Annotated in this window: 18 protein-coding genes and 2 tRNA genes; 14 read left to right on the top strand and 6 right to left on the bottom strand. The window is 61.6% G+C overall.

The window, feature by feature from the left end; all coding sequences use genetic code 11:
• The first annotated feature begins 806 nt into the window (after positions 1 to 806).
• Positions 807 to 1,646 carry a helix-turn-helix transcriptional regulator gene (locus tag SFHG_RS00345; protein WP_042432110.1) on the top strand — a complete coding sequence of 280 codons (840 nt, stop codon included), beginning with the start codon at positions 807 to 809 and terminating at the stop codon, positions 1,644 to 1,646.
• 205 nt (positions 1,647 to 1,851) lie between these two features.
• Here the strand turns inward: SFHG_RS00345 and SFHG_RS00340 are convergent, their stop codons facing one another.
• Both SFHG_RS00340 and SFHG_RS00335 read right to left on the bottom strand, forming a co-directional pair.
• Positions 1,852 to 3,192, bottom strand: coding sequence for a GGDEF domain-containing protein (locus SFHG_RS00340; protein WP_052297730.1), 1,341 nt, complete (start codon positions 3,190 to 3,192; stop codon positions 1,852 to 1,854).
• Between the two features lie 306 nt (positions 3,193 to 3,498).
• A complete protein-coding gene (locus SFHG_RS00335; RefSeq protein WP_081468846.1) occupies positions 3,499 to 5,034 on the bottom strand; it encodes an alanine/glycine:cation symporter family protein in 1,536 nt (511 codons plus the stop codon).
• Positions 5,035 to 5,597: 563 nt separating this feature from the next.
• On the opposite strand from SFHG_RS00335, the gene SFHG_RS00330 reads away from it, so the two are divergent.
• Positions 5,598 to 6,104 (top strand): MFS transporter, encoded by a 507-nt coding sequence (locus SFHG_RS00330; RefSeq protein ID WP_042432107.1) that lies wholly within the window; start codon positions 5,598 to 5,600, stop codon positions 6,102 to 6,104.
• On the opposite strand, the gene SFHG_RS00325 is transcribed toward SFHG_RS00330, so the two are convergent.
• Positions 6,105 to 7,061, bottom strand: coding sequence for a DMT family transporter (locus SFHG_RS00325; RefSeq protein ID WP_052297729.1), 957 nt, complete (start codon positions 7,059 to 7,061; stop codon positions 6,105 to 6,107).
• Between the two features lie 929 nt (positions 7,062 to 7,990).
• Between SFHG_RS00325 and SFHG_RS00320 the strand changes: the two genes are divergently transcribed.
• Both SFHG_RS00320 and SFHG_RS00315 read left to right on the top strand, forming a co-directional pair.
• Positions 7,991 to 8,626: a hypothetical protein gene (locus SFHG_RS00320; protein ID WP_148514771.1), complete on the top strand. Its 636-nt coding sequence runs from the start codon at positions 7,991 to 7,993 to the stop codon at positions 8,624 to 8,626.
• A 13-nt stretch (positions 8,627 to 8,639) separates the two neighbouring features.
• Positions 8,640 to 9,449, top strand: a complete 810-nt coding sequence (locus tag SFHG_RS00315; protein WP_042432102.1) for an FxLYD domain-containing protein — start codon at positions 8,640 to 8,642, stop codon at positions 9,447 to 9,449.
• Between the two features lie 258 nt (positions 9,450 to 9,707).
• Here SFHG_RS00315 and SFHG_RS00310 read toward each other — a convergent pair.
• Positions 9,708 to 9,784: transfer RNA gene (locus SFHG_RS00310), tRNA-Met, on the bottom strand.
• A 637-nt stretch (positions 9,785 to 10,421) separates the two neighbouring features.
• Between SFHG_RS00310 and yedE the strand changes: the two genes are divergently transcribed.
• From yedE to SFHG_RS00275, 7 genes are all read left to right on the top strand, one after another.
• Positions 10,422 to 11,522 (top strand): YedE family putative selenium transporter, encoded by a 1,101-nt coding sequence (yedE, locus tag SFHG_RS00305; protein ID WP_042432099.1) that lies wholly within the window; start codon positions 10,422 to 10,424, stop codon positions 11,520 to 11,522.
• A 51-nt stretch (positions 11,523 to 11,573) separates the two neighbouring features.
• Positions 11,574 to 11,780, top strand: a complete 207-nt coding sequence (locus tag SFHG_RS00300) for a sulfurtransferase TusA family protein (protein WP_042432096.1) — start codon at positions 11,574 to 11,576, stop codon at positions 11,778 to 11,780.
• Between the two features lie 3 nt (positions 11,781 to 11,783).
• Positions 11,784 to 12,023: a putative Se/S carrier protein gene (locus tag SFHG_RS00295; protein WP_042432093.1), complete on the top strand. Its 240-nt coding sequence runs from the start codon at positions 11,784 to 11,786 to the stop codon at positions 12,021 to 12,023.
• Between the two features lie 340 nt (positions 12,024 to 12,363).
• Positions 12,364 to 13,275 (top strand): acetamidase/formamidase family protein, encoded by a 912-nt coding sequence (locus SFHG_RS00290; protein ID WP_042432090.1) that lies wholly within the window; start codon positions 12,364 to 12,366, stop codon positions 13,273 to 13,275.
• A 452-nt stretch (positions 13,276 to 13,727) separates the two neighbouring features.
• The gene (locus SFHG_RS00285) at positions 13,728 to 15,128 is read left to right on the top strand and encodes an APC family permease (RefSeq protein WP_042432088.1); all 1,401 of its coding nucleotides are present in this window, start codon (positions 13,728 to 13,730) and stop codon (positions 15,126 to 15,128) included.
• Positions 15,129 to 15,461: 333 nt separating this feature from the next.
• Positions 15,462 to 15,950, top strand: a complete 489-nt coding sequence (locus tag SFHG_RS00280) for a universal stress protein (protein WP_042432086.1) — start codon at positions 15,462 to 15,464, stop codon at positions 15,948 to 15,950.
• Between the two features lie 212 nt (positions 15,951 to 16,162).
• A tRNA-Thr gene (locus tag SFHG_RS00275) sits at positions 16,163 to 16,238 on the top strand.
• A 181-nt stretch (positions 16,239 to 16,419) separates the two neighbouring features.
• Here the strand turns inward: SFHG_RS00275 and SFHG_RS11060 are convergent.
• A complete protein-coding gene (locus SFHG_RS11060) occupies positions 16,420 to 18,648 on the bottom strand; it encodes a MurT ligase domain-containing protein (protein ID WP_042432084.1) in 2,229 nt (742 codons plus the stop codon).
• A gap of 227 nt (positions 18,649 to 18,875) precedes the next feature.
• Between SFHG_RS11060 and SFHG_RS00265 the strand changes: the two genes are divergently transcribed.
• Together SFHG_RS00265 and SFHG_RS00260 are read left to right on the top strand one after the other, a co-directional pair.
• Positions 18,876 to 20,150, top strand: coding sequence for an ArsB/NhaD family transporter (locus SFHG_RS00265; protein ID WP_042432081.1), 1,275 nt, complete (start codon positions 18,876 to 18,878; stop codon positions 20,148 to 20,150).
• Between the two features lie 321 nt (positions 20,151 to 20,471).
• Positions 20,472 to 21,998, top strand: coding sequence for an LCP family protein (locus tag SFHG_RS00260; protein ID WP_081468845.1), 1,527 nt, complete (start codon positions 20,472 to 20,474; stop codon positions 21,996 to 21,998).
• 185 nt (positions 21,999 to 22,183) lie between these two features.
• Here SFHG_RS00260 and SFHG_RS00255 read toward each other — a convergent pair whose 3' ends face one another.
• A complete protein-coding gene (locus tag SFHG_RS00255) occupies positions 22,184 to 22,948 on the bottom strand; it encodes a TraX family protein (RefSeq protein WP_042432078.1) in 765 nt (254 codons plus the stop codon).
• A 115-nt stretch (positions 22,949 to 23,063) separates the two neighbouring features.
• On the opposite strand from SFHG_RS00255, the gene SFHG_RS00250 reads away from it, so the two are divergent.
• The gene (locus tag SFHG_RS00250; RefSeq protein ID WP_042432075.1) at positions 23,064 to 24,017 is read left to right on the top strand and encodes an L-lactate dehydrogenase; all 954 of its coding nucleotides are present in this window, start codon (positions 23,064 to 23,066) and stop codon (positions 24,015 to 24,017) included.
• Positions 24,018 to 24,300 lie beyond the last annotated feature (283 nt).

Genomic DNA, 24,300 nt, shown 5'->3' with positions numbered 1-24,300 from the left:
TCTCGAGGGCAAGACGGGCACCGTCATCGTTGCTTAATTCGATGACGCCTCAAGGCCGTCGGCAGAAGTCCGAGGATGTTGACCGTTGCAGGAACGCACCACGGATCGTTCAAAACGGCCTTAGGTGGTCTCGGAGTGGAGAGATTCGCGTAGCCTTCGGATTTGTGGGCGATACTCCGAATCGTTTAATCGGAGCGCCACCGAGTACTCGACTCCGGGATGTCATCCACCTATTCGCGGCAGTGCGTGCGCATGCTCTGCCGCAACCCTCCTAAGCGCCCTCGGGGTGAATCCTCTGATAGGGTTTACCCCGAGGGCCGGCGTTGACGGGTGACACCATACTTCTTCCTTGCGTTGCGTCCCCTCCTCGCGTGATTTCGGACTTCTACGCGTGTGCATGAGCGAGAAGGAAGCATGGTGTTCCTCGTGGAACGTGTTCAGCTGAACGTTTTGCGGGTCTTGGTAGTCGCCCGGAGCTTCTGCTCGGGGCCTCGCATCGTGGCGGTCGGTGGCCCTTCCTATTTTTGCCACCGACTGTGCGAGCGTGAAATGCAGTTTGCCTTGCGACGGAATTCGCCGCTGTCGCATTTTCCATCTGCAGGCAATAGCCCCATCGGTAAAGCGATGGGGCTATTGCCATATTGAACAAATAGTAATCTCTTGTATGCTTCCGGTTTTATGGGAAGGGGGCATGCCTCCTTCGGTGCCTTCCAGAACCGACCGTCGATGAAAAACCATTGCGCATCATGTTAAGCGAGTATAATTCCATGTATGGGGACACGTTGATCATGCATGGAGTGGTGCATATGGAAGATGACATCCATAGAAAACAGAATGACCTGATTCTCAAGCTTTACACTACACCTATGGAAGATTTGCTCGTAACTTGTTGTGATGGTTTGCGGGGGATAATACCTTTCGATCATTCATATACAGCGCTTAACGACCAATCCGATTCGCATAAATCTGCTTTCAACTATCGAAGCACGGATACCGACGACGAACTTACGGCGTTATATGCGAATTACTATCACGCTATTGACTATCTGTCGTGGTTTTACAATCAATGCTTACCCAGGACGATTCGCTCAACGGATTTAATGCGACCAGAGGTGATTGAGCGGTCGCGTATTCACCAGGAATGGGAAAGCCGTTTAGGCATTTTCTACACGGCGACAGCTTGCATCGCTGCCGATGATATTCTGTTCGGCACTATTTCCCTTATGCGCTCAAAAGAGCATGGTGATTTCACCGATGAGGAAATGCGCGTGCTTGAAGAAGTGAACGAACATCTTTGCAGTCGTTTTCGTCTTGTGTACCCAAATGGCGTGAATCGCTTTATGATGGATTGCGATGTGGACCCCATTGTTGCTGCGTACTCTCTTTCCCCGCGTGAGTGGGAAGTTGCTTGCTTGCTGGTAAAGGGCATATCGCGTGTAGAGATTGCCGATAAGCTAAGCATCAGTAGAAATACCCTCAAGCGCCATATTGCCAACATCTACCATAAAATGGGCGTTTCGAATGAGATGCAGTTTTTTGCAGCCCTTAATCGAGTCAGAGACGGGGGGGGGTCCTCAAAAGCCGAAAATGACGCTTGGCATTGCTGCGTGATTGGCTGGCGAGATGGACTTTGTTTAGCCTCTTAGGTGTCTGGTGTGCGCTTTCTTCTAAGCGTAGCCTGATCCGTTGCTTGCAAATGCAGCTGTCTCGTACTTTACGCGAAACCCCTGGAGACGAAGCCTAATGGCTGCATCGCTTCCGGGGGTTTCGCTATTCGTTGGGTTGTGCGCGGACCCGGATCGCCTTTCGCTTGCGCAAGTCCTGTGTTCGCGTATCTTCCCTGTTCAGACGCTAGAACTCACCGAAAAAGGAACAGCCGCCGCGTCCGTTTTCCTTCGTGTGATACAGCGCATCGTCCGCGTCCTTGTAGATGCTGTCGCCGGGATCGGGGCGATCGGCGAACGCGGCGCCTGCGCTCAGCGATACCTGCGGCATGCCATCGATGGGCTTCGATAACTCCGTATTCACGAAATCGATCTTCTCTTGGATGATGTGTCGCAGATCGCTGGTCGCATCCACCATGATGACGGCGAACTCGTCGCCGCCGATGCGGCACACGAAATCGGTGTTGCGGAATGCTACCTGCAGCAGGCTGGATACGCGCTTGAGCACCTGGTCCCCCACGGCGTGGCCGAAGGTGTCGTTGACGGATTTGAACTGGTCGACGTCGGCTAAGATGAGCGCGAAGTCGTGCTTGCCGTCGTCGTGGAGTTTCAGGGCCTTGTCGAACGACCCGCGATTGAGCAGGTCGGTCAGCGGGTCGTGCTCGGCCTGATGTTTGACGACCATGTGCGTGGCCTCGTTTTCCGTGAACACGCGGTTATACGTTTCCGCCAGCACTTGCAGCTCGCCGGCGCCCTGCACGGGGAACAGTTGGTTGGCCTTGATGCTGTCGCCGAAGCTTAGCAGGGGTTTCACGACGGCGCGACGGACGAGCGCGCAGATGACCAACGTCAGGGCGATGTAGATCGCCACGCATGCCTCGATCGTGCCGTAAATGCCATCGAATACGGAAGCGGCGCGGTTTTGGTTGCCGATTGTGGCGTCGGTTACTTTGGCGATGCAGTCGGTGGTGTGGCTGTTGATGGAATCCTTCGCTTCCTGGTATTTGGAATCGGAAACGAGGTTTTGCGCCTTATAGATCATGCTGTCGTGCGATGTGCGCGAATCATCATCGCTGATCTGGCATGATGCGATTTCCGGCCAGGGGGAGGGGTCGATATCGTTCGCCTCGCAGATCAGGCGCATGGCGTAGAACTCGGTGTTCATCAGCTCGTTCGATTCGTCCATCGCGGTGCGCAGCGATTCGTATGCATCGGTTCCCTCGAACCGGCTTTTGAGATCCGCAAAAGCCTCGTCGAACTCCTCGTTGCTGTTTGCCATGGAGAAGTAGTTGTCGATGTACTCCGGTTTGGCGGTCATGGTGACCAGGCGAACCTGCTCGGTCAGGCGATCCGACCTGTCCTGCACCTGCTGCGCGTCGTTCTCGCAGGAGATGTACGCCTCGGTTGCTTGCTGCAATACATTGAATTGCGCTCGTCCCTGCCAAAACAGGATGGCGCATACGATGGCGAGCGCGATCGTGATGGCGATGTTCGCAAAGCTAACGGTCTGGACGTGGACCCTTCTCATGGCATGTGCCCCCTCTTGTCGCCTAGATGGCGTTTTCACAGCAGGTAATTATAGGGCTTATCGTCCGCATCGGTCAGCGTGGACAAGGGGGGCAACGAAAAATTGTATGCGCACTTTGAAAGCCGAACGCGTCCAGAAAAGAGAAAAGACATGGCGCGCGCCGTCGGTGTGATTCGGGTGCTGCATGAACGCACTTCCGCCCCCTGTTTACGCGCTCCCCGCTGTTGAATCGGGGTGGTTTTGGGCAAAAAGGGAAGGGACTCGAATACGAGCCCCTTCAACATGTGCTGGAGAGGTAAAACCGTTCTACTTCTCGTGGTATTGCGGAATCTCGGTCTTGTCGACTTCTTCCAGGTTGTTGTCGTATACGTAATGCTTCGTTTCGCGGGCGATGATGGCGGACAGGCCCAGGACCGCGATGCAGTTCGGGATGGCCATGAGCGCGTTCATCACGTCGGCCACATTCCATACCACGGAGCTAAGGTTGGAGACCGCGGCGCTGCCGGCGGCATCGCCGACCATCATGCAGCCCCAGAACACGAACAGCAGGAACACGATGTAGTAGGGCAGGGCGGCCTTCTTGCCCAGCAGGTAGCTGATGGCACGGTTGCCGTACTGGCTCCAGCCCAGGATGGTGGAGTACGCGAAGGTGACCAGGCCAACCAGCAGCACCAAGGGGCCGAACACGGGGATCTTCTCGAACGCGGCGGTCGCAAGGCCGGCGCCCGAGGAGATGGTGCCGTTAGCGATGGCCGTGGAAAGCTCGGGGTTCGCCAGCAGCGTGGTCATGAGCATCAGGCCGGTGATGGCGCACACCACGACGGTATCCCAGAACGTGCCGGTCATGGAAACCAGCGCCTGACGTGCGGGGTTCTTCGTGGTGGCGGAGGAGGCGACCAGCGGGGCGGAGCCCAGGCCGGACTCGTTGGAGAAGATGCCGCGCTTGAAGCCGAACTGCAGGGCCAGGGTGATGGTCGAGCCCACGGCGCCGCCTGCGGCGCCTGCGGGGGTGAAGGCGCCCACGATGATCTGGCGGATCGCCTCGCCCAGGAACTGGCCGTTCATGCCGATGATGATCAGGCAGCACACCACGTAGAAGACAGCCATGACGGGGACCAGCTTCTCGCACACCTTGGAGATGGACTTGATGCCGCCCAGGATGACGATGGCCACAAGAGCCACCACCACGGCGCCCACCAGCCACTGTGGGATAGCCTTGCCGTCGATAAGCGAGGTGTTGTACAGCGCATCTGCCAGGGAGTTCGACTGCGTGGAGGCGCCGATGCCGAAGGCCGCCAACGAAGCGAACAGGGCGAACAGGATGGCCAGGATGCGGCCGGCCTTCTTATTCTTGAAGCCGCGCTCAAGGGCGTACATGGCGCCGCCGAGCATCTTGCCGGAGTGGTCTTTCACGCGGTACTTCACGCCGATGAACACCTCGGAGTATTTCGTGGCGATGCCCAGGATACCGGTGATCCACATCCAGAAGATGGCGCCCGGGCCGCCGAACAGCAGGCCCGTGCCCACGCCGACGATGTTGCCCGTTCCGATGGTGGCGGCAAGAGCCGTGGTCAGCGCGCCGAACTGGGTGATGTCGCCGTCGGCGTTGGAGGGGTCGTCCTTGGTGACGGACAGCTTGATGCCGGTGCCGATCTTGCGCTGGATGAACCCGGTGCGGATGGTCATGAAGATGTGCGTGCCAAGCAGCAGCAAAATCATGATAGGGCCCCACACGAAGCCATCGACGGCATCGATGACGTCGAGCGGGCTGGTAGCGGTGGCGATTCCCTCCGCAAGTCCGGTGAACGGCGTGATGAAGAACGATGTAAGGAAATCCTCCATGGCCTTTCCCTTTCCCTGTCGGGAAGAGCGCATGCGTTCAGGAGAACCGAACGGGGGAGCGGGTCTCCCTAACGCATACCCTTTCCTCGCGTACATGACAGGGAAAACGCTACCGAAGGCAGTTTACGGAATTGTTTCGATTTGGAAAACGAACGCGTTGCGGCATTAATTGCGCGTTATGCGGCAGGAGGGGCGCTTTAAACGCGTCAGGCAGAATCGCCGGTTCCGTTAATGGGCGCTTCTGTTGTCGAAGTAGCATGTCGGCCTGGTGAAGAAAAACGTTTTGGCAATAAAAAAGCCGCCCGATGGGCGGCTTGAACATTTGGTTGCGGGGGCAGGATTTGAACCTACGGCCTCCGGGTTATGAGAACACCTTGCAAGTGGTCAGATTGCTTCACTTTTCCCTATTTTACAGTTCAGAATCCCGTCAAAAAATCCTGATACCCATGATGTTTCAGGATGTTTCAGCATTTTCGCCCAAAACCCAAAACAGTACGTTTCCGTATCGTGACCGAAGACGGGAAAAGAAGACCGTATCAAACACTTGACAAGAGGTGTCTCGAATGGCGGTCTTCTTTCCCATAAAGACGAGAAGGGAAAGGGCAAACGATGTCAGGAAGAAGCTCATTATCCGGCATAGGATCGATCGAGAAGACGGGCAAGAAGAACACGCGGCGCATCAGGGTCTCGCTCGGGAAGGACCCCGTGACGGGCAAGTGCAGGAAGTAGCCCAGCCGCACCGTCCACGGCACCAAGTCGGAGGCGGGGTGCTCGACGTCCTCAACAGGCGGGATGTCTCCGCCGTCTTGGATCCGGTGTCCGCGGCATCCGTGGCGATGCTGCCTGTCATCGACGCCACGGTGGGACTCAGCTTCGGGTGGTTCGTCGCCTTCGGCCTGATCGGCGCGATAAGGGACGTTCCGGGCATGACCACGAGGGACGTGCTGCTTCCTGCGGTCTGCAAGAAGGATGGCGTCGACATGCAGCGCTTCGTCGGGGTCTCGCAGTCGGCAGAGAGTCTCCTCGCCGCCGTCGGCCCCTCCGCCGCCGCGGAACGAGCCGTCAGCTAGTCATCCCTTCGCAGGCGGCCGGCGCGCAGGGGGGGAGACCTGCGCCAGGCACACGCCGGCGAGGATGATGGCGACGCCCAGCCACTCGACGACGCCGAGCGGCTCGCCGAGGACGATCATGGCGACGAGCAGGCCGGCGGGGAGCTCCGCGGCGGCCATGACGGTGGAGAGGCCCGCGGGCAGGTGTGGAGAGCCCATGCCGAAGAGCAGGACCGGGCAGAGCAGGCCAAAGAAGCCGGCGATGACGGCAAAGAGCAGGATGCCCTGGGCGAGGACGCCCGAGACGACGTAGTCCGGGCACACCGTGAGCGACATGACCACGGAGCCCGCGCACACAATGACGCCGCGCTGCTCGGACGAGCAGGGGGCCTCGACCCTGCCGGAGAGGGTGACGAAAAGGGAGCAGGACACGGCCGCCCCCAGCGCGCAGAGCAGGGCCACGGGGTCGTACCCGGCGATGCCGGTCTTGTAGACGCCGCTCGCGAACACCGTCCCGAAGACGACGACCAGGGCGGAGACCGCCTGGAGGGGCCTCGGCGGCCGGCGCGTCATGACGGTCTGCCACACGAGCCCCAGCCACGTGAACTGGAAGAGGAGCGTGAGTGCCACCGGGGCGGGCAGCACGCTCATGGCGTAGCAGTAGAGAATCGAGGTGAGGCAGGTGAGGGCCCCCAGGCCCATGAGCTTGAGGGCGAGCTTCCAGCCCACGCGCTGCCAGCGGTGCCCGAGCGCGTGGCCCGCGAGCGTGGCGAGGGCGAAGAAGAAGCAGCCGAACCACGCCTGGCTCGCCACCACCTGCGCCGAGGTGAAGCCCGCGGCGTAGGCGAGCTTGTAGGTCGTGGCCATGGCACCGTAGCAGGCGCCGCCCGCAAAGACTTGGAGCGCCGCCTTGGCCTGCCCCGCGCTCGTGGCTCCTGCCCCGGCGCCCTGCTGCTTGATTGTGTCCGTTCCTGCCATCATGCTTCCTTCCGTCTGCTGTCTCGCAGACGCACGCCTCGTGCGTCTGTTCCCTGCAGTCGGAAGGTGGGGTTCGTCCGGTCTTCTGGCGGTGCTTGTGGCGCCTGCTGCCGAGACGAAAAAGCCACACAACCGACTGCTCGGTTGCGTGGCGAAAAGGTGGCTGGCGCCCAGAAAAATCCACGCGTTTTTAAACAGGGGCAAGGTACTACAACAGGGGAGATGCCGTCAAGACAAGCCGAGGAAAAAGCGAGTCTCTGCCCGCCGCACCTCCCTAGAAAAAATGACCGAAATTGGAGAAAATCAGGCGGAGTCTATTCCCTGGGAATAGACCTCCACGAAACGCTCTTTCATCGCTCTTCTCCTTCCTTGCCGTATCTTTATTCAAATATGCTAGGTCTCATCAAATGCGGAAATCGCCTCTTGACGGATCAGCCGATGAGCTTGAAAAGAAGGCTCGCAAGCCCCCATCCGAAGCAAAGCCCGACGAACGCGGCTATTACGGTTCTCGCGGCGAGTTTGCCCCACCACAGCCTTCCGGTCTTTCGGTTCCGCTCGTTTGCCACGTCGGGATCATCCCCGCGCATGAACGCCTCGACCGCGCGGTAGGTGAATAGCTCGTCCCTAACGCATGCGCTTTCCTCGCGTACATGACAGGGAAAACGCTACCGAAGGCAGTTTACGGAATTGTTTCAAACGCGATAACGCTCGTGTCGTGGCGTTAATTGCGTGCTACGCGGCGGGGAGAAGGGGCGGGCGCGAGGGTTCCAGCATCCATGACGTTCGGTTGAATGGCTGGCTCGCGCCGTTCGCGGCTCTGAGGGGCGCAAGGACGTGGTTCCCGAGGTTGCGGAAGAGGTTGAGGTCTAACCTTCGATACGGCTAACATCCTTGTTGGCTTTGCTTAATCTCGATGGGAGGGGAATGAGATGGGAAAAACAGGTGTTTTCGGAAAAAGCGCAGGTGCCGTAATCGCGATTGCGGTGGCGATGTGCGCGCTAGGCGCCGGTCTGGTGGGATGTGCCACGCAAAATTCCGGTAACGTGACGAGCGAGCAGGACGAGAACAGCGCCGTTGAGAAGGCGACCATCGCAACGCGCACGGTCACGTTCCCTGCTTTATTCTTCCAGGATACGGTAGCTGAGGATGTGCAAGCAAACCTTCAGGAGTGGGGCTGCACCGACATCGTCGCCAACGAGGACGGCTCTTATACCGCGACGATGCCTATAGATAAGTACAACGAGCTTGTGGACTCCTGGCATGATTCGACGGCAAAGCAGCTTGACGAGATGCCCAACAGCGAAACCTGGTCAACCATCACCGCCGTTGACTACGATGAACAGTTCTCCAAAGTGACCCTGACCACCAGCAACAGCCAGGTCGGGCTCAGCGAGGCTTTCGCCCCGTTGCAGGCGGGGCTGATCGCCTGCATATATCAGCAGTTCGCGGGGCAGCCGGTCAGCTGCGTTGTGAGCATCGTCGACCAGAGCGGCGCGGAACTTGCTAGCACGACCTATCCAGACGCGCTCGACCAAGACCAGCGCGATTCGCTCACGGCAAATTAGCAGGGAGACCATAATGAACCGATCGAAGATAATACTTGCCGCTGCCCTGGCCTGCGCTTTGGCCGCATGCGCAGCCATGTTTGCCGGCTGCGCTGAGCAGAACGGCCAAGATCAGCCCCGGTATGCGGACGAGGCGTTCATGCAATCGCTCGCAAAAGGCTACGAGGCGCGCGATGCCCTGGTGGAAAAGTCCACCAAGACTGACAAGTCTACCGAGTATTATGAGAAGCTGGTCGACGCCGAGCTGAATCAGGTAGAGAAGTATCAGAGCTTGCAGTTTGAGGACAGCAAGCTGCAGGAAAATGCTATCGCATACATCAATTCGCTGAAAGATCAGCGCGAAGCCGCGGAGTTGTGCGCGACAGATAACGAAAAGTTTCAGCAGGATTGGCAGAAAGCTTACGACAAGCGCACCACGCTGCTAAAAACGTTCGTGGACGAGTACGGGCTTACGGTGTCATCCTCATGCCAAGACAGCTTAGATAAATTGGTCAGCCACGGCAAGAAGGTGGAGCGCGACAATAACGAGAAGGCGGCAGTAGAATCGCTGGCAGGCACGATAAACCTTGAGTTTACCGAACAATACTCGACCTTCACGGGCCAAGCAACCGTCTCGAACAACACCGGATACGATTTCGACTACATCAACTTCAAGGTCGAGCTGTTCGATGCGAACGGCGTCAAAGTGGAGACGACGGGCCTGTACGCAAACCATTGGCTGAACGGCGAGACTATCGTGCTCAATTGTTACACGTCGCAGAAGGAGGCTCCGGCGACGGTGAAGATCGTAGCCGATGGCTACGAGATTGCCGATGCGTCATAGGTAAATCGGGAAAGCGATAGAAGGACGACTGTTTTGAGGCCGTGGATTAACTCCGCGGCCTCTGCGTTTGAGGCTGATTTGCATGCCAAAAAACGTTCCGCCCGCTGGTTGCTACGAGCTATTGCGACAAAGGCGTTGATTCGTGAGTAGAGCTTACTTCATCGTGCAGAACTGCTTAGCTTGCTCTTCGATTGTTTGACGCGATGGCTCCAGCGTATCGTGCAACAAAAAAGCCGCCCGATGGGCGGCTTGAACATTTGGTCGCGGGGGCAGGATTTGAACCTACGGCCTCCGGGTTATGAGCCCGGCGAGCTACCAGACTGCTCCACCCCGCAATATGCGACCCGCTTTTCGCGGAACTGAATGTTTCGGAAAAGCTGCGAGAAAGAACTATACGCGCCATCCAGTCTCAATGCAAGCAAATGATTTCCTGTCACAGAACCTTCACAAATGGATGGTGCTTCAGAGTAATGTCGCGCAACGCTAAAAGGGTCCCTATAGGCAAGGCTACGGCGAAGATATGGGAACCTTAACAGGCGATCTGCGGCATCTCTGCAGGCGATTCGGCGGAACCCCATAGGTGACGCAACGGCAATGCCACGAGGATCCTATGGGCAAACCCACGGCAAGCCTTATGAGCGACGCTTGTGCAAGTGCCCCGTCTACCGCTCGGGGAAAATTAGCGCCGCTGCCTTTGACACGAAACCGTTACCTCCTTACAATGCACCACTGGTTCGCGCAAATTCTGCTAGCGCAATCATTCTGCTATGGGCTTTCTGCCCGCATCCGACGCATTCTGCAAGGCGTCGATTTCGCCGCGCTTTGACGCGGCTTGCATTGTTTTCCGTTTCGAATGGCGTTTTGGGCGTGTTCTGCCTTGTCGTCCCCGCAGGCCTGTGGGCCCGTGCGTGCGCATGCGCGACGGAGGATCGAATGCGAACGATTCATCTTTATATATAGAAAGGGACTTCCTTGGATTTCCTCAACAGCAAAAAGGGCTTGGCCCTGGTCGGCGTGCTGGTCGGCCTCGGAATGGCGCTTCTGGCCTTCTCCGGCAACCCCGCCAACATGGCCATGTGCGCCGCGTGCTTCATCCGCGACATGGCGGGCTCCATGAAGCTGCAGACCACCGAGACGGTGCAGTACTTCCGTCCCGAGATCGTCGGCCTGGTCGTCGGCTCGTTCCTGATCGCCCTGGCCACGCGCGAGTACCGCTCTACGGCGGGTTCTTCTCCCATGACCCGATTCGTCCTGGGCTTCATCATGATGATCGGCGCCCTCATCTTCCTGGGCTGCCCGCTTCGCATGGTGCTGCGCATGGCCGCCGGCGACCTGAACGCCTGGGTCGGCCTCATCGGCTTCGTCCTGGGCGTCGCCACGGGCACGTTCTTCCTGAAGAAGGGCTACTCCCTGGGCCGCGAGCATGACACGAACAAGACGGCCGGCGCCGTCCTGCCCGTGCTGCTGATCATCGGCCTGTGCATCAGCGTCTTCGCCGGCGTGTTCGCCGTCAGCCAGGCCGGCCCGGGCTCCAAGCACGCTCCCGTGCTCATCGCCCTGGTGACCGCCCTTGTCATCGGCGCCCTGGCGCAGAAGGTCCGCATCTGCTTCGCCGGCTCCGTCCGCAACATCTTCCTCATGCGCGACTTCGACCTGATGCTCCCCATCGCCGGCCTGTTCGTGGTCATGGTGGTGTTCAACCTGGCCACCGGCGGCTTCAAGCTCAGCTTCGCTGGTCAGCCCATCGCCCACTCCCAGCACCTGTGGAACATCCTGGGCTTGTACGCCGTGGGCTTCGGCGCCACACTGGCCGGTGGCTGCCCGCTGCGCCAGATGACGCTGGCCGGCCAGGGCTCCTGCGACGCCGCCGTCACCTTCGTCGGCATGCTCATCGGCGCCGCCTTCGCCCACAACTTCGGCCTGGCGGGCGCTGCCGCCTCCGCCGCAACCGCCGAGAAGGCCGCCGTCCTGGGCGGCCCGAGCGTTGCGGGCCAGATCGTGCTCGTGTGCTGCATCGCGGTGCTGTTCGTCATCGCCATCGTGAACGTGCGCAAGCAGAAGACCGCCGCGTAGCGTATAAGCTGCAAGCGTATTTCCCCAGTTCATTTACCGAAAGGACTTCCAATGATCGAAGTTGACGCCCGAGGGCTCTCTTGCCCCGAACCGGTCATCCTGACCATGAACGCCATGAAGAAGGGCGGCTCCGAGCCCATCAAGGTGACGGTGAGCAACACCGTGGCGCGCGACAACATCTGTTCGCTGGCGAAGAAGCGCAAGCGCACGGCGACGGCGCAGCGCGTCGGCGACGATTTCGTGATCGAGATCGCCTAACCCATGGCGCGGCGGAAGGTGAAGACGGCGGTGGCGTCGTTCCATACCACCACTGACGCGCTCGCCTTCAAGCAGGCGGCCGCAGGCGAGGGCCTTCGCGGCCGCCTTGCGCCCATCCCGCGGCAGCTTTCGGCGGGATGCGGTATGGCATGGCTCGAGCCCGAGGCTGCGGCGGAGCTGCTGGATTCGCTGGCGCAGCGCAGCGGCATCGAGCTCGAGCAGGCCGTCGTACTCGAGCTGTGAGCCTCACGTGCCTATATAACGCGCCGAAAGGGCGTGCCTTCGCATATGCGGGGCCACGCCCTTTTGCGTTTGCGGCTTTTGCGCCGGAGGGCGGGTTCGCCCTGAGCGGCTGTCGCTTTCCGGGCGCTGTTTCGCGCCGCTCGGCCTTCGGGTTGGACGCAGGCTTCCCGATGGGGGCGGTGGCTCGGTGGCCGTGGCGCGTTCTCCCTTCGCCGCTTTCGCCCGGCCGTCGAGCTTGCCCCGCCGTGGCGCCGCCCGCCGTGGCGCGCCTGCGGCGGTTGGCGTACAATCGCTCGAAACGGCGGCAAGCCGCGTTCGCAATCATGAAGAAGGGGGCATCATGCAGATTATCACCGATCAGGTTTACGAATTCTCCAAGGACAACAAGCCTTGCGCCACGGCCAAGCCCGGCGAGGTGCTGCAGTTCAACACGCAGGACTGCTTCAGCAACCGCATTCCCGATGAGAACACCACCATGGCCGACCTTGATTACACGTACGGTTTCGCCAATCCCGCCGCGGGCCCCGTCTACATCGAGGGCGCCGAGCCCGGCGACGTGCTCGTGGTCGACATCTACGAGGTGAAGGTGGCCGACGAGGGCACCATCGCCACCGACGATCACTGCGGCCCGCTGTTCGAGACCACCGGCTACCGCACCAAGAAGATCCCCATCAAGGACGGCATGGCCACGTTCAACCAGGTCAGCTTCCCGATCAACCCCATGATCGGCGTCATCGGCACCGCGCCGTCCGGCCCCGACGTCATCGACGGCTTCGTGGGCAGCCACGGCGGCAACATGGACAACAAGAAGATCACCAAGGGCACGCGCCTGTACTTCCCCGTGCGCGTTCCCGGCGCGCTTCTGCAGATGGGCGACGTGCACGCCACCATGGGCGACGCCGAGCTGTGCGGCACCGGCATCGAGATCCCCGCTGAGATCACCGTTCGCGTGCAGCTGGTGAAGGGTTTCGAGCTGAACTGGCCGGTGCTCGAGACCTTCGGCCCCAACGGCAAGTGGTACGTGAACTGCAGCGGCACCCATTACGAGCAGGCGCTCATGAACGGCTCGAAGGAGCTGCAGCGTCTGCTGATGCGCGTTACCGGTTGGGATGCCGTGGAGACCTATATGTATATGTCCGTCCAAAGCGACGTCGAGGTGAGCCAGGGCTGCGAGCCGTGCGAGGTCGACGTGTCGCTGCGCATCGGGACGCCGAAGCTGTCGGAGTTCCCCGTTCTGATTCCTCAGCCGTAAATCCCTCAGCCGTAGGCACCGGCTGGTCTGATCGCGGGCTGCAACGATCGTTTACGGCGCCGGGGTGCTTCCGGTCAAGTGGCAAGGCCTGGCCGGATCACGCCGCGCAACGAGCGAAACACTATGCGTTCGCGCAACCGTTTATCGCCATAAATCTGCCGTTCGCCTTAGTTAGCAGAGGCTAAAATACACGGCAGTTCCGGTGTCGTCGATTTCGATATCTTATGCAAAATGCCCGGTTTCCCCAGGGAATCGGGCATTTTTCGTATCTCGTGAGCGCGTAGGGCCGCCTTTCGGCCCCAAAATCATGCACGGCATTGCTAGGAATTGCTATATTCACTCTACTCATGCGCTTTAACGTGCTAAAGTACGGGCTATTGCGTAGAGCCGGGAATCGCGCTTCTGGCCCTGCGCAATGCTTGTTTTCCCCGCAAGAAAGAAAGGAAAGGGAAATGGCAGAGCAAAAAGCTCCGGCGAAGGGTAACGCCGGGGACAACATCGAGCAGTTCGGCTACAAGCAAGAGCTGCGCCGCGGGATGGGCCTTTGGGACGTGGTGATGTACGGCGTCCTGTTCATGGTCATCATCGCCCCGCAATCCATCTTCGGCTCCATCCAGCTGAACAGCCACGGCATGACGCCGCTGGTCTACATCATCGGCTTCGTGGCCATCATGTTCACCGCTATGAGCTACATGCGCATGTCCGGCCGCTTCCCGATCGCCGGCTCCGTGTACTCCTACGTGCAGCGCGGCATCAACCCGCACGTCGGCTTCATCGCCGGCTGGCTGATCCTGTTGGACTACATCCTGGTTCCGTCCTTGCTCATCGTCATGGTCATGAACTGGGGCACCGCTCTGATCCCCAACAGCCCGGCATGGCTGTGGGCCGTGGTCTTCATCGCCTTCAACACGTTCGTGAACATCCGCGGCATCCAGATGAGCCGTGGCGTTGACTGGGTCATCTTCGTCATTGAGGTCCTGGCCGTCATCGCGTTCATCGCGCTCGGCTGCAACTTCATCATGGGCGGCGGCGGCGCCGGCGCCTTCGTCCTCGACCCGATTTATCAGGAAGGTCAGGTCGACGCCCACTTCATCGCCGCCGGCATCTCGCTGGCAGCGCTTTCCTTCCTGGGCTTCGACGGCATGTCCACGCTGGCCGAGGAAACCCACGAGCCCGAGAAGAACATCGGCCGCGGCATCCTGATCGCCCTGTGCGCCATCATCGTCGTGTTCGTCGCTCAGACCTACATCGCCGCCATCGTGCAGCCCGACTGGGCCAACACCGATCCTGACATGGGCTTCTTCGACTCCGTCATGCTGGTGGGCGGCCCGGTCTTCTACAAGATCATGCTGGTCATCAACATCATCGCCATCGGCATCGCCAACATCATGAACGCCCAGATGGCCTCCTCGCGCCTGCTGTACTCCATGGGCCGCGACGGCGTTATCCCGAAGGCGTTCGGCAAGGTCCACCCGAAGTACCAGACCCCCTGGTTCTCCGCCGTGTTCCTGGGCGTGGTCACCCTGTGCCTGTCCATCCCCATGGGCGACAAGATGACCCAGCTGGCCGGCTTGGTGAACTTCGGCGCCCTGGCTTCGTTCATCCTGTTGAACTTCGCCGTGTTCCTGTTCTTCTTCATCCGCGAGAAGAAGCGCAACACCTTCGGCGACATCGTGAAGTACCTGATCTGCCCCTGGATCGGCATCGCCATCCTGGTGTACGTGTTCACCGGCTTCGAGGCGATGACCTATATCGTCGGCGTCGTGTGGCTGATCCTCGGCCTGATCGTCGGCGCCGTGAAGTCCAAGGGCTTCAAGGAAGTGCCCGAGGCGTTCAAGCACCTGGAGGTGTAGCCGGCGAAAGCCCTCGCTTTGCGCGAACGGGGCGGTTCGCCTCCTCTCATCGCGATCGCGAAACGTTACAACATGGCAACGCCGTTTGCGCGAACGGCGTTTGCGGAAGCCCTGCGGCGATTGCCGCGGGGCTTCTTGCTATACTGGGGATAAAGCCTGATGGGGAAGGGTCCGCGGCGCTTGTACGCTGAGTTGCCTCAGCGGCCTGCGGAACACGTGCTGCACGCGGGGATACGCGCGCGGTTGCCGGGGATGCGCGGCGTTCGATGTTCGTCGCAATGCGCTACGTCGCCTTGCCTTCCTAGGTTCGACCGGTGAGAGAAGGGGGTTGCAATGCTCTACGATGCCGTTATGGTCCCGTTCGACGGGTCCGATTCCGCTTGTGCAGCGCTTGACGAGGCCGTGCGCTTCGCGAAGGAGGACGCCGGACTTGCGCTGCACGTCGTCCAGATCGTCGACCTGGAGCGAACCGCCGTGGCCAAGCTCGAGGCTCGCGGCGTGGATTTGATCGAAAGCGTCGTCCCCATGGGTATGCAAGAAGCCATGGAGGAGGCAACGGAGGAAGCGTCCGAGCGCCTGCATGCGCAGGTCGATGGGGTGATCCGCCCGCTTATGAACGAGAAACGCGTCTGCCTGCTGCCCGAGGTGCATCCGGGCGACCAGATCGTGAAGTACGCGCAGGAGAACGGCTGCGGGCTCATCATCATGGGCAGCCGCGGTCTGGGCGCTCTGCGCGGCATGCTGGGTAGCGTGAGCAGCTACGTGCTGCGAGAGGCCCAGGTTCCCGTGCTGGTGGTGAAGGCCCCCGAGAACGAGGAGTAGGCGGCGACGCTGCGCATCGGGCGACTCTTAGGCAAGGACGCCGCAGCGGTTGAGCGCATGCCCATGCGGCTCTCGAGGGCCGCAACGCTAGGATGCGAGCCTGTGGAGAAACGGCGAATGCCCGCTCGTTCGCCCGAAAAGTTGCATTTGCCCCTTGCGAAACGACAGGCTCTTCGGTATAGTTCATATTCGCGCTTCGCAAGAAGCCGTGTGCCAACGTGGCTCAGCTGGTAGAGCAGCGCTCTCGTAAAGCGCAGGTCACCGGTTCGAATCCGGTCGTTGGCTCCACGAATGTACGCGGGCCGGGCAGAAATGTCCGGCCCGCTTTCTTTTTTCTCAAAATCGCTCCCAAACAAAAAGCGCGGCGCCGGCTCCCATGCGTTTTCCTCGCACAGGGCCGGCGCCGCGCTTTCGCGTTCGCTTGCAGCAGGGGCGCTTCCGCGCCCGCCCGCATTCCAACGATCTGCCGCTACTTGGCTCCCAGCTTGTCGCACATGAAGGCGTTGGCGGCTTTCTCGGGCGCATCATCGAGCGGGGTCAGCTCGATCAGGGGCTGCCCGGTTCGCTTGGCGTTTCGCTCAAGTGCGCGAGCAAGCAGCCAGTCCGCGATCTGCGGGTTCTTTGCCAGAAGCGGGCCGTGCAGGTACGTGCCCAGCACGTTCTTGTAGCGCACGCCGTCCTGCTTGGTCTCCTCGTTGTTGCCCAAGCCCGTGTTGGAGACCACGGTGCCGAACGGCTCCACGCCCTCGTCAAGGTACGTGCGGCCTGCGTGGTTCTCGTAACCCACCACGGGTTCGTCGGCCAAGGGGCTGCGAAGGGCGATGTTGCTTACCAGTCGGTCGCCCGAGGTGCCGGGGCGTCCCGTGGTCATGCCCACCAAGCCCAGGCCGGGCACCTTCTCTCCGTCCACCAGCCACTCGCGGCCCAGCATCTGGTAGCTGCCGCAAATGGCAAGCAGCGGGCCCATGTCCTGTACGTATGCGTCAAGCTGGTCGCGCATGGCCACGATGTCGGCACTGGCCAGCTTCTGCTCGCGGTCGGGGCTGCCGCCCATCATGATCAGGTCGACGCCGGAAAGGTCGATGGCGTCGCCGTGGTTCACGCGGCGGATCTCCACGGGGATGCCGCGCCATGCCAGGCGCTGCTGCAGCACGCGCACGTTGCCGCCGTCGCCGTACAGGTTCAGCAGGTCGGGGAACAGGTGCGCGATGACCACGGGGTTTTGGCCGTTCGCCACATCTTCGCCGGCCGGCGCGCCGTCGGCGCCTTGGTTTCCGAAATCGCGCGGCGCGGGCGCCTCTCCCGTGGCGGGCTCGACTTCGCCGCCTGCGGCCACGGCTGCGTCCAGCGCGGCCTTGCACCCCGGCAGCGACGTGTAGTTCGCGATGATGTACGCGCTCACCTCGCGCGGCTGCTGCGCGATGCGATGCAGCAGGTCGTTGGCGTTGTCAACGGTTTGGGCGTCTATGCCGGCATACTTCAGGCGCACGGCCATGTCGCGCCCGCGGATGCCGCCGGCGTATGCCGTCAGCGGGCCCGCCTGCGCCAGCTCCTCGAAGTCGATGTCCCACAGCCACGACACGTCGCGCCCGTCGGCCTCCTTGTCATTGATGAAGAAGGCCACCACCTTCGGCGCTTGGTCCTGCGCCACGATCTTGAGGTTCTGGTTGAAGCCGGTGGGGTTCTTCGCCAGGTTCAGCAGGACGCGGCGGCCAGCAAGGTCGTAGGTCTGCAGGCGCCCGTTTTGCGGGTCGAACGCGTCGATGGCCTTCTGCAACGCCTCGTTCGTGCATCCCAGCAGGCTTGCGGCAACGCTCACGGCGGCAAGGTTGTACACCATATAGGCGCCGCTGAAGCGTGCCGTCACCGAGAACGCCCCTTCGCGCCCGGCATCGCCGGCGCCGGGCTTGGCAAGCGAGAACGCCAGCCCGTCGGCTCCCAGCTGCACGTTTTCGGCGGCGAAATCCAGCGCGGGGCGCGCGAAACCGCAGTTCGGGCAGCGCCATTCGCCCAGCTGCCCGTATTGGCGCCAGTCGTATTCGAACATGGTGGAGCAGCGCTGGCACATGGTGGCGTCGGAGACGGTGTTTTGCGCTAGGCCCATGCTCTCGGCCACGCCGAAGGCGATGGAGCGCGTGCCCTCGCGACCCGGCAGCTGCCCGGCGCGGTCGGCGATGGATGCGCACAGCGGGTCGTCGGCGTTATAGACCAGCACGGTTTCAGGCGAGCTGCCCAGCGCCTTGACGATGCTGTCCTGGATGCGGTCGATCTCGCCGCAGCGATCAAGCTGGTCGCGGAACAGGTTGAGCAGCACCACGTAGTTGGCGCGCAGCTGCGGCAGGATCTTCGCCAGCCACAGCTCGTCGCACTCGAACACGCCCCAGTCGGCCTTGCCGGCGTGCAGCAGCGCCGTGGACACGCCCGAATCCAGGTTCGCGCCCGTGCGGTTGCAGACGACCCGCTGGCCCGACGCTTCAAGCACGTCGGCAAGCAGGTTGGAAACGGTGGTCTTGCCGTTGGTCCCCACCACGCACACGCTACCGCGATCGAGCTTGCCGCGCAGATGCGCGATAAGCTGCGGGTCCACGTACAGGGCCATTTTGCCCGGGAAGTTCGCGGCGGGGCGGCGGAACACGTTTTTCAAGCCCCAAGTGGAGACGCCGCTGACGGCGCGGGCGGCGGTGAATCTCAATCCCATGGTTTCCTCGCTTACCTTCGTAAATGCATGCGCCCAGTATATCCCGCGCTCGGGCGGCCGCCGCGCATTGCAGCCTTTCAACGTTAAAACACGAGAAACTTTCCCCATGGTTCCGCATGGGGAAATCGGGTTTTGCTATAGTGGATTTTTGCGCGATTGCATAAGGATTTCGCGCGCTTTGGAGAAAGAAGGACCCGTGGAAAACAATGTAACCAAGGCGGTGGGATATGGATACTAGCCAGATCATTTCCGTCGCCATCTTCGTGGTGGCCATGATCGCCATCATGACCGAGAAGGTGCATCGCGCGCTTGTCGCCATCACCGGCGCCATGCTGCTGCTCATCCTGCACATCATGCCGTTCGAGACGGCTATCGGGCACATCGACTTCAATACGCTCGGCGTGCTGTTCGGCATGATGCTGTTCGTGGCCGTGGTGAAGCAGTCGGGCGTGTTCGAATTTTTGGCCATCAAGTGCGCGCGCGTGGCGAAGGGCAACCCCTGGACCATCATGGTGCTGTTCGTGCTGCTCACGGCCGTGCTGTCCGCCTTCTTGGACAACGTCACCACCGTGCTGCTCATCGGCCCCATGACCATCACCGTGTGCCGCCTGCTCGACATCGACCCGGTGCCGTTCTTCATGACGCAGATCCTGGCGTCCAACATCGGCGGCACGGCAACGCTCATCGGCGACCCGCCCAACATCATGATCGGCTCTGCCGCGGGTTACACCTTCGCCGACTTCATCGCCTATGATGCGCCTGCGGTCGTCATCATCCTGGCTGCCGTCATCGGCCTGTTCTACGTCATGTACGGCCGCAAGATCTCCGCCAACGAGGAGCACCGCAAGGCCATCATGGAGCTTGACGAGAACGATTACATCAAGGATGCGCGCCTGCTCAAGATCAGCGTCGCCATGGTCGTCCTCGTGGTCGTCGGCTTCATGACCCACGGCGCGCTCGGCCTGGAGTCCTGCGTCATCGCCCTTGCCGCCGCCGGCCTGATCCTGCTCATCTCCGGTGAGAGCATCGAAGAGGCGCTGCACGGCGTCGAATGGACCACGCTGTGCTTTTTCGCCGGCCTGTTCATCATCGTCGGCGCCATGTCCGAAACGGGCGTCATCGGCATGCTGGCACAGGGCCTTATCGACGTCACGGGCGGCAACCTCATGATCACCATGCTGGCGGTGCTGTTCGGCTCGGCCATCATCTCCAGCTTCCTGGACAACATCCCGTTCGTGGCAACCATGATCCCCATCATCCTGACGCTCGAGGCCGACGGCCTCGACGGCACGGCGCTGTGGTGGGCGCTGTCTCTGGGCGCTTGCCTGGGCGGCAACGGCACGCTCATCGGCGCATCCGCCAACGTGGTGCTGTCCGATATCAGCAAGAAGTTCGGGCATGAGATCACGTTCATGCAGTTCTTCAAACGCGGTTTCCCGATCATGTTGTTCACGGTGGCCATCGCCGCCATCTACATGGTCATCCGCTTCCCCGGCGGTTAAACGGTTCCGCCGGTCTGTCGGCTGGCGGACCGACTCGACGCTGCGGGGCTTGTGGCACCCGGCTTTCACCTTCAGCTTCGGCGGCATGGCCCAAAGGCTTATGCCGCCTTGCTTCAGGCGGATTCTGGGCACTATAGGGCCCTCGCTGACTGTGGCGGAGCCCCGGGTTTCCCGCCTTGAAGGCCTGGAACGCGAAATGCGTTCCAGGCCTTTCTTGTCCCTCGGACAGGCCGCCGTTTCCCCGCTCGTGCTCATATGGGCATTTCCCGCAAAGCGTGTGAGGTCGCTTGCATGGGGGCCGGGGGCCGTCACAATGACCGTATGGATAACAAACGCACAGGCTACGGGCGCGACCGTTACGGCGCGGGCCGAGCAAACACGAACCAACCATCCAACGGCAGGCGCGCAACCGCTGCAGACGTGCGCGCCCAAAACCGCTACGCGCGCGATAGCTACGGCGGAGACCGGCCGTCCGCTGGTCAAGGCGAGCCGTCGGCACGCCGCCTTTCGCGCGACGAGTACGCCAAAACCCACAAGCACAAAAAGCACGGCAAGCTGTTCTATGCCGGCATCGCGGCGCTTGCCGTCGTGGTCATCGCCGTCGGCGCGGCGTTCGCGTACGTGCAGGTGCTTTCCGGCAACCTTCACGCGGGCCTGGGCAACGTGGGGAAGTACCTGGTCAAAACCAACATGACCAAAGAGCCGTTCTATATGCTGCTCATGGGAACCGACGGCTCCGAGGAGCGCGACGAGTCCGGCGATTTTGGCGACAGCTACCGCACCGACAGCATCATGCTCGCGCGCATCGACCCCGTGAGCAAGAAGGTCACGCTGGTCTCGCTGCACCGCGACACCATGGTCGACATGGGCGAATACGGCGTGAACAAGCTCAATGCCGCGCACGTGTTCGGCGGTCCCGCGCTCTCGGTGCAAACGGTGTCGAAGCTGGCGGGCGTCGATATCTCGCACTACGCCGAGATCAACTTCGATGGCTTCCGGGATATCGTGGACGCGCTCGGCGGCATCGAGGTCGACGTCCCCATGACCATCGACGACGAGGACGCCGGCGGTCACCTGGACGCCGGCCCGCAAACGCTCAACGGCGACCAGGCCCTTATCCTGTGCCGCGCGCGCCACGCCTATGACGAGATCGGCCCGGGCGACGAGTATCGCGCCGCCAACCAGCGCCTGGTCATGTCGGCCATCGCCAAGAAACTGCTGTCGGCCGACGCTGCGTCCATGGCCTCCACCGTGCAGGCGCTCTCGAAGTACGTCACCACCGACCTGGGCGTTACCGACATCATCGGGCTCGCGCAGGCCATGCAGGGCCTCGACCCGTCCACCGACATCTATTCCGCCATGGAACCCACCACTTCCGAGTACATCGACGGCGTTTGGTACGAGGTGAACAACACCGCGGAATGGAAGGCCATGATGAAGCGCGTCGATGCGGGCCTGCCGCCCACTGAAGGCGACGTCGTCGACAAGACTTCGGGCACCATTCTGGCAACCACCGGCGACGGCGGCGCCACAAGCGGCGGCACGGCGGGCGAGGGCGCGGGCGCGGTCAAGCGCGGCGGCAGCGTGGCCATCCGCAACGGCAACGGCCTTGCGGGAGCCGGCCTCGACGCCACCGAGCGCATTCAGGGCCTTGGGTACAGCGTGAACACCAGCAATGCCGACAACTTCGACTACCAAGACACCGTGGTGGTGTACAACGATTCCTCCGACAAGGAAGCTGCCGAGGCCATCGTGAAGGCCCTCGGCGTGGGCAAGGCGGTGCAGAACTCGAACACCTACCTGTTCGAGGAGGACTTCCTCATCGTCCTGGGAGCCGACTGGAAATAAACGTCGCGTTCGTTCTTGGACGCTAGCGAAACGGCGAGGGCCGCTGCAATCGCGCAGCGACCCTCGTTGTCTTCCCGGCCCTCGCCGGCTTTTGCGGTCCCGCGCGCTACCCGACCTGCATCGGTCTTCGTGCGATCGCGGCGCGCTACCCGACGTGCGTCGATCCTCGTGCAGCTCCAAGCATCCTACCCGGTCACGGCGATGTTCCAGTCGCCCAGAAGCAGCCCCTTCGCCAATCCCAGCACGGCGATATGCGCGGGGTAGTACGCATAGAAGAACCATTTCATGGACCTGCCGCGCCCGCCGTTGTAAGCCCACAGCAGGGGAATCGTGGCGCTGCAGCCTACCAGCGGGTATAACGCGAACGCTAGGTTCTGCAGCGTGGGAAGCTCCATGAGCTGCATAAGCGCCGGCAGCCCTCCGGTGGCAATGGGCAGCAGCGCCGAGTACGCCACACGTTGCCTGCGGTCCTTCACCACATGGAGCGTGAGCACCATGCAGGGTGCTAGGATGCCCCAATCGCAAAACGCCGTCAGGGCGGTCACCAGCGCGAACGTCAGCCAAAACAGCCCGCGTCGTCGCATATGGTCGTACGCGTACAGCAGGCACAGGCACACGAACAGCGTGAACAGCACGTTCATCTCATGCGCCAGGAACAGCCCGTAGGGCACTTGAGCCACAAGGGCGAATATCAGCAGACGTCGGCCGTAACGCCGCACGCTCGACGTATGTCGATACCCTTCCACCAGCAGAAACGCCATGATGGGGAACGTCAGGCCGCCAAGCGCGAACAGCGCGCACAGAATCCCGGGCGGCAGATAGTCCCAGTAGATGTAGCAGGCGTGGTTGCACGTCATGCCGGCGATGGCCAGCGCTTTCAGGGGAAACGCGGTGAAACCGCGTTGGGGGCGCGGCTTTGCCGCGGCGGATGTTCCAGCTTGTTGTATCATGCGCACAGTATACCCTACGTGCCGGCTCGGCGTTTCGCCTCCGGCATGCATTCCCCGCGGGGCGCGCCCCGCGAAATCTGCGCTTGCGGCCCGCCCGCAAAGGATAGGAGCAACCATGGCAGCAATCATCAATCCTCGCAAGGTGGCCATCGTCGGCTGCGGGTTCGTGGGCTCGGCCAGCGCCTTCGCCCTCATGCAATCGGGCCTGTTCTCCGAGATGGTCCTCATCGACGTCGACCACGATCGCGCCGAGGGCGAGGCCCTCGACATCGCGCACGGCATGGCGTTCGGCAGCCCCATGAACATCTACGCGGGCGACTACTCCGATATCGACGATGCGGCCATCACCGTGATCACGGCCGGGGCGAACCAGGCGCCCGGCGAGACGCGCCTCGACCTGGTCAACAAGAACGTCGCCATCTTCAAGTCCATCATCCCGCAGATCGCCGAGCGCGATTACCAGGGCATTCTGCTGGTGGTCTCGAACCCCGTGGACATCCTGACCTACGTGGCCCTCAAGCTTTCCGGCATGCCCGCCAACCGCGTGCTCGGCAGCGGCACCACGCTCGACACCGCGCGCTTCAAGTACGCCCTGGGCGAGCACCTGGGCGTCGATCCGCGCAACGTGCACGCCCGTATCATCGGCGAGCACGGCGACAGCGAGATCGCGGCATGGAGCTTGGCTAACATCTCTGGCATTCCGCTCAACGACTTCTGCGAGCTGCGCGGCCACACCGACCACCAACGCAACATGGACCGCATCGCCGAGGAAGTGAAGAACGCGGCCTACGAGATCATCAAGAAGAAGCGCGCCACCTATTACGGCATCGCCATGACGGTCAAACGCATCTGCGAGGCCATCACCCGAGATGAGAAGCCTATTCTTCCCGTGTCCAACTACATCGACGGCGAGTACGGCCTGCACGACATCGTGCTGTCCATGCCCGCGGTCGTCGGCGCCAGCGGCATCGAGTACCAGGTGCCCATCAAGATCAACGAGACGGAAACCGAGCAGCTCAAGGCCTCGGCCGCCACGCTGCGATCGGTCATCGACAAGCTGGACCTGTAGCGCCCCGAGCCTGTTCGGCGCCGCCCGCGACCTCGCCCGCCGGCAACACGCGGGCGGGTCGCGCCGCTTTGCGCCCCGGGCGTCCTTTGCGGCGCCCGCTTTCCGCATCCGCCCGACCCATCGCCGCCGGCGAGCCGGCAATTCCTCGCGCCCGCGCCTGCACCCGCGCCTGCCCGTCCCCCTCCAACCGTATAAAGCACGCGCTATCCGCCCTAAACGCTGACCATTCCGCTTCCCCGTTCACAACTCCATCACACGGAGACGCCTAAACGGGGTACCATCT

Source organism: Senegalimassilia anaerobia JC110 (assembly GCF_000236865.1).
GTDB lineage: Bacteria > Actinomycetota > Coriobacteriia > Coriobacteriales > Eggerthellaceae > Senegalimassilia > Senegalimassilia anaerobia.
Note: the sequence above shows the minus strand (reverse complement) of the source record. Positions and strands in the feature narration are given on the sequence as shown.

Coding starts and splice junctions, on each gene's coding strand:
- SFHG_RS00345 (WP_042432110.1), top strand. CDS start 807: ATGGAAGATGACATCCATAGAAAACAGAATGACCTGATTCTCAAGCTT.
- SFHG_RS00340 (WP_052297730.1), bottom strand. CDS start 3,192: ATGAGAAGGGTCCACGTCCAGACCGTTAGCTTTGCGAACATCGCCATC.
- SFHG_RS00335 (WP_081468846.1), bottom strand. CDS start 5,034: ATGGAGGATTTCCTTACATCGTTCTTCATCACGCCGTTCACCGGACTT.
- SFHG_RS00330 (WP_042432107.1), top strand. CDS start 5,598: ATGGCGGTCTTCTTTCCCATAAAGACGAGAAGGGAAAGGGCAAACGAT.
- SFHG_RS00325 (WP_052297729.1), bottom strand. CDS start 7,061: ATGGCAGGAACGGACACAATCAAGCAGCAGGGCGCCGGGGCAGGAGCC.
- SFHG_RS00320 (WP_148514771.1), top strand. CDS start 7,991: ATGGGAAAAACAGGTGTTTTCGGAAAAAGCGCAGGTGCCGTAATCGCG.
- SFHG_RS00315 (WP_042432102.1), top strand. CDS start 8,640: ATGAACCGATCGAAGATAATACTTGCCGCTGCCCTGGCCTGCGCTTTG.
- SFHG_RS00300 (WP_042432096.1), top strand. CDS start 11,574: ATGATCGAAGTTGACGCCCGAGGGCTCTCTTGCCCCGAACCGGTCATC.
- SFHG_RS00295 (WP_042432093.1), top strand. CDS start 11,784: ATGGCGCGGCGGAAGGTGAAGACGGCGGTGGCGTCGTTCCATACCACC.
- SFHG_RS00290 (WP_042432090.1), top strand. CDS start 12,364: ATGCAGATTATCACCGATCAGGTTTACGAATTCTCCAAGGACAACAAG.
- SFHG_RS00285 (WP_042432088.1), top strand. CDS start 13,728: ATGGCAGAGCAAAAAGCTCCGGCGAAGGGTAACGCCGGGGACAACATC.
- SFHG_RS00280 (WP_042432086.1), top strand. CDS start 15,462: ATGCTCTACGATGCCGTTATGGTCCCGTTCGACGGGTCCGATTCCGCT.
- SFHG_RS11060 (WP_042432084.1), bottom strand. CDS start 18,648: ATGGGATTGAGATTCACCGCCGCCCGCGCCGTCAGCGGCGTCTCCACT.
- SFHG_RS00265 (WP_042432081.1), top strand. CDS start 18,876: ATGGATACTAGCCAGATCATTTCCGTCGCCATCTTCGTGGTGGCCATG.
- SFHG_RS00260 (WP_081468845.1), top strand. CDS start 20,472: ATGGATAACAAACGCACAGGCTACGGGCGCGACCGTTACGGCGCGGGC.
- SFHG_RS00255 (WP_042432078.1), bottom strand. CDS start 22,948: ATGATACAACAAGCTGGAACATCCGCCGCGGCAAAGCCGCGCCCCCAA.
- SFHG_RS00250 (WP_042432075.1), top strand. CDS start 23,064: ATGGCAGCAATCATCAATCCTCGCAAGGTGGCCATCGTCGGCTGCGGG.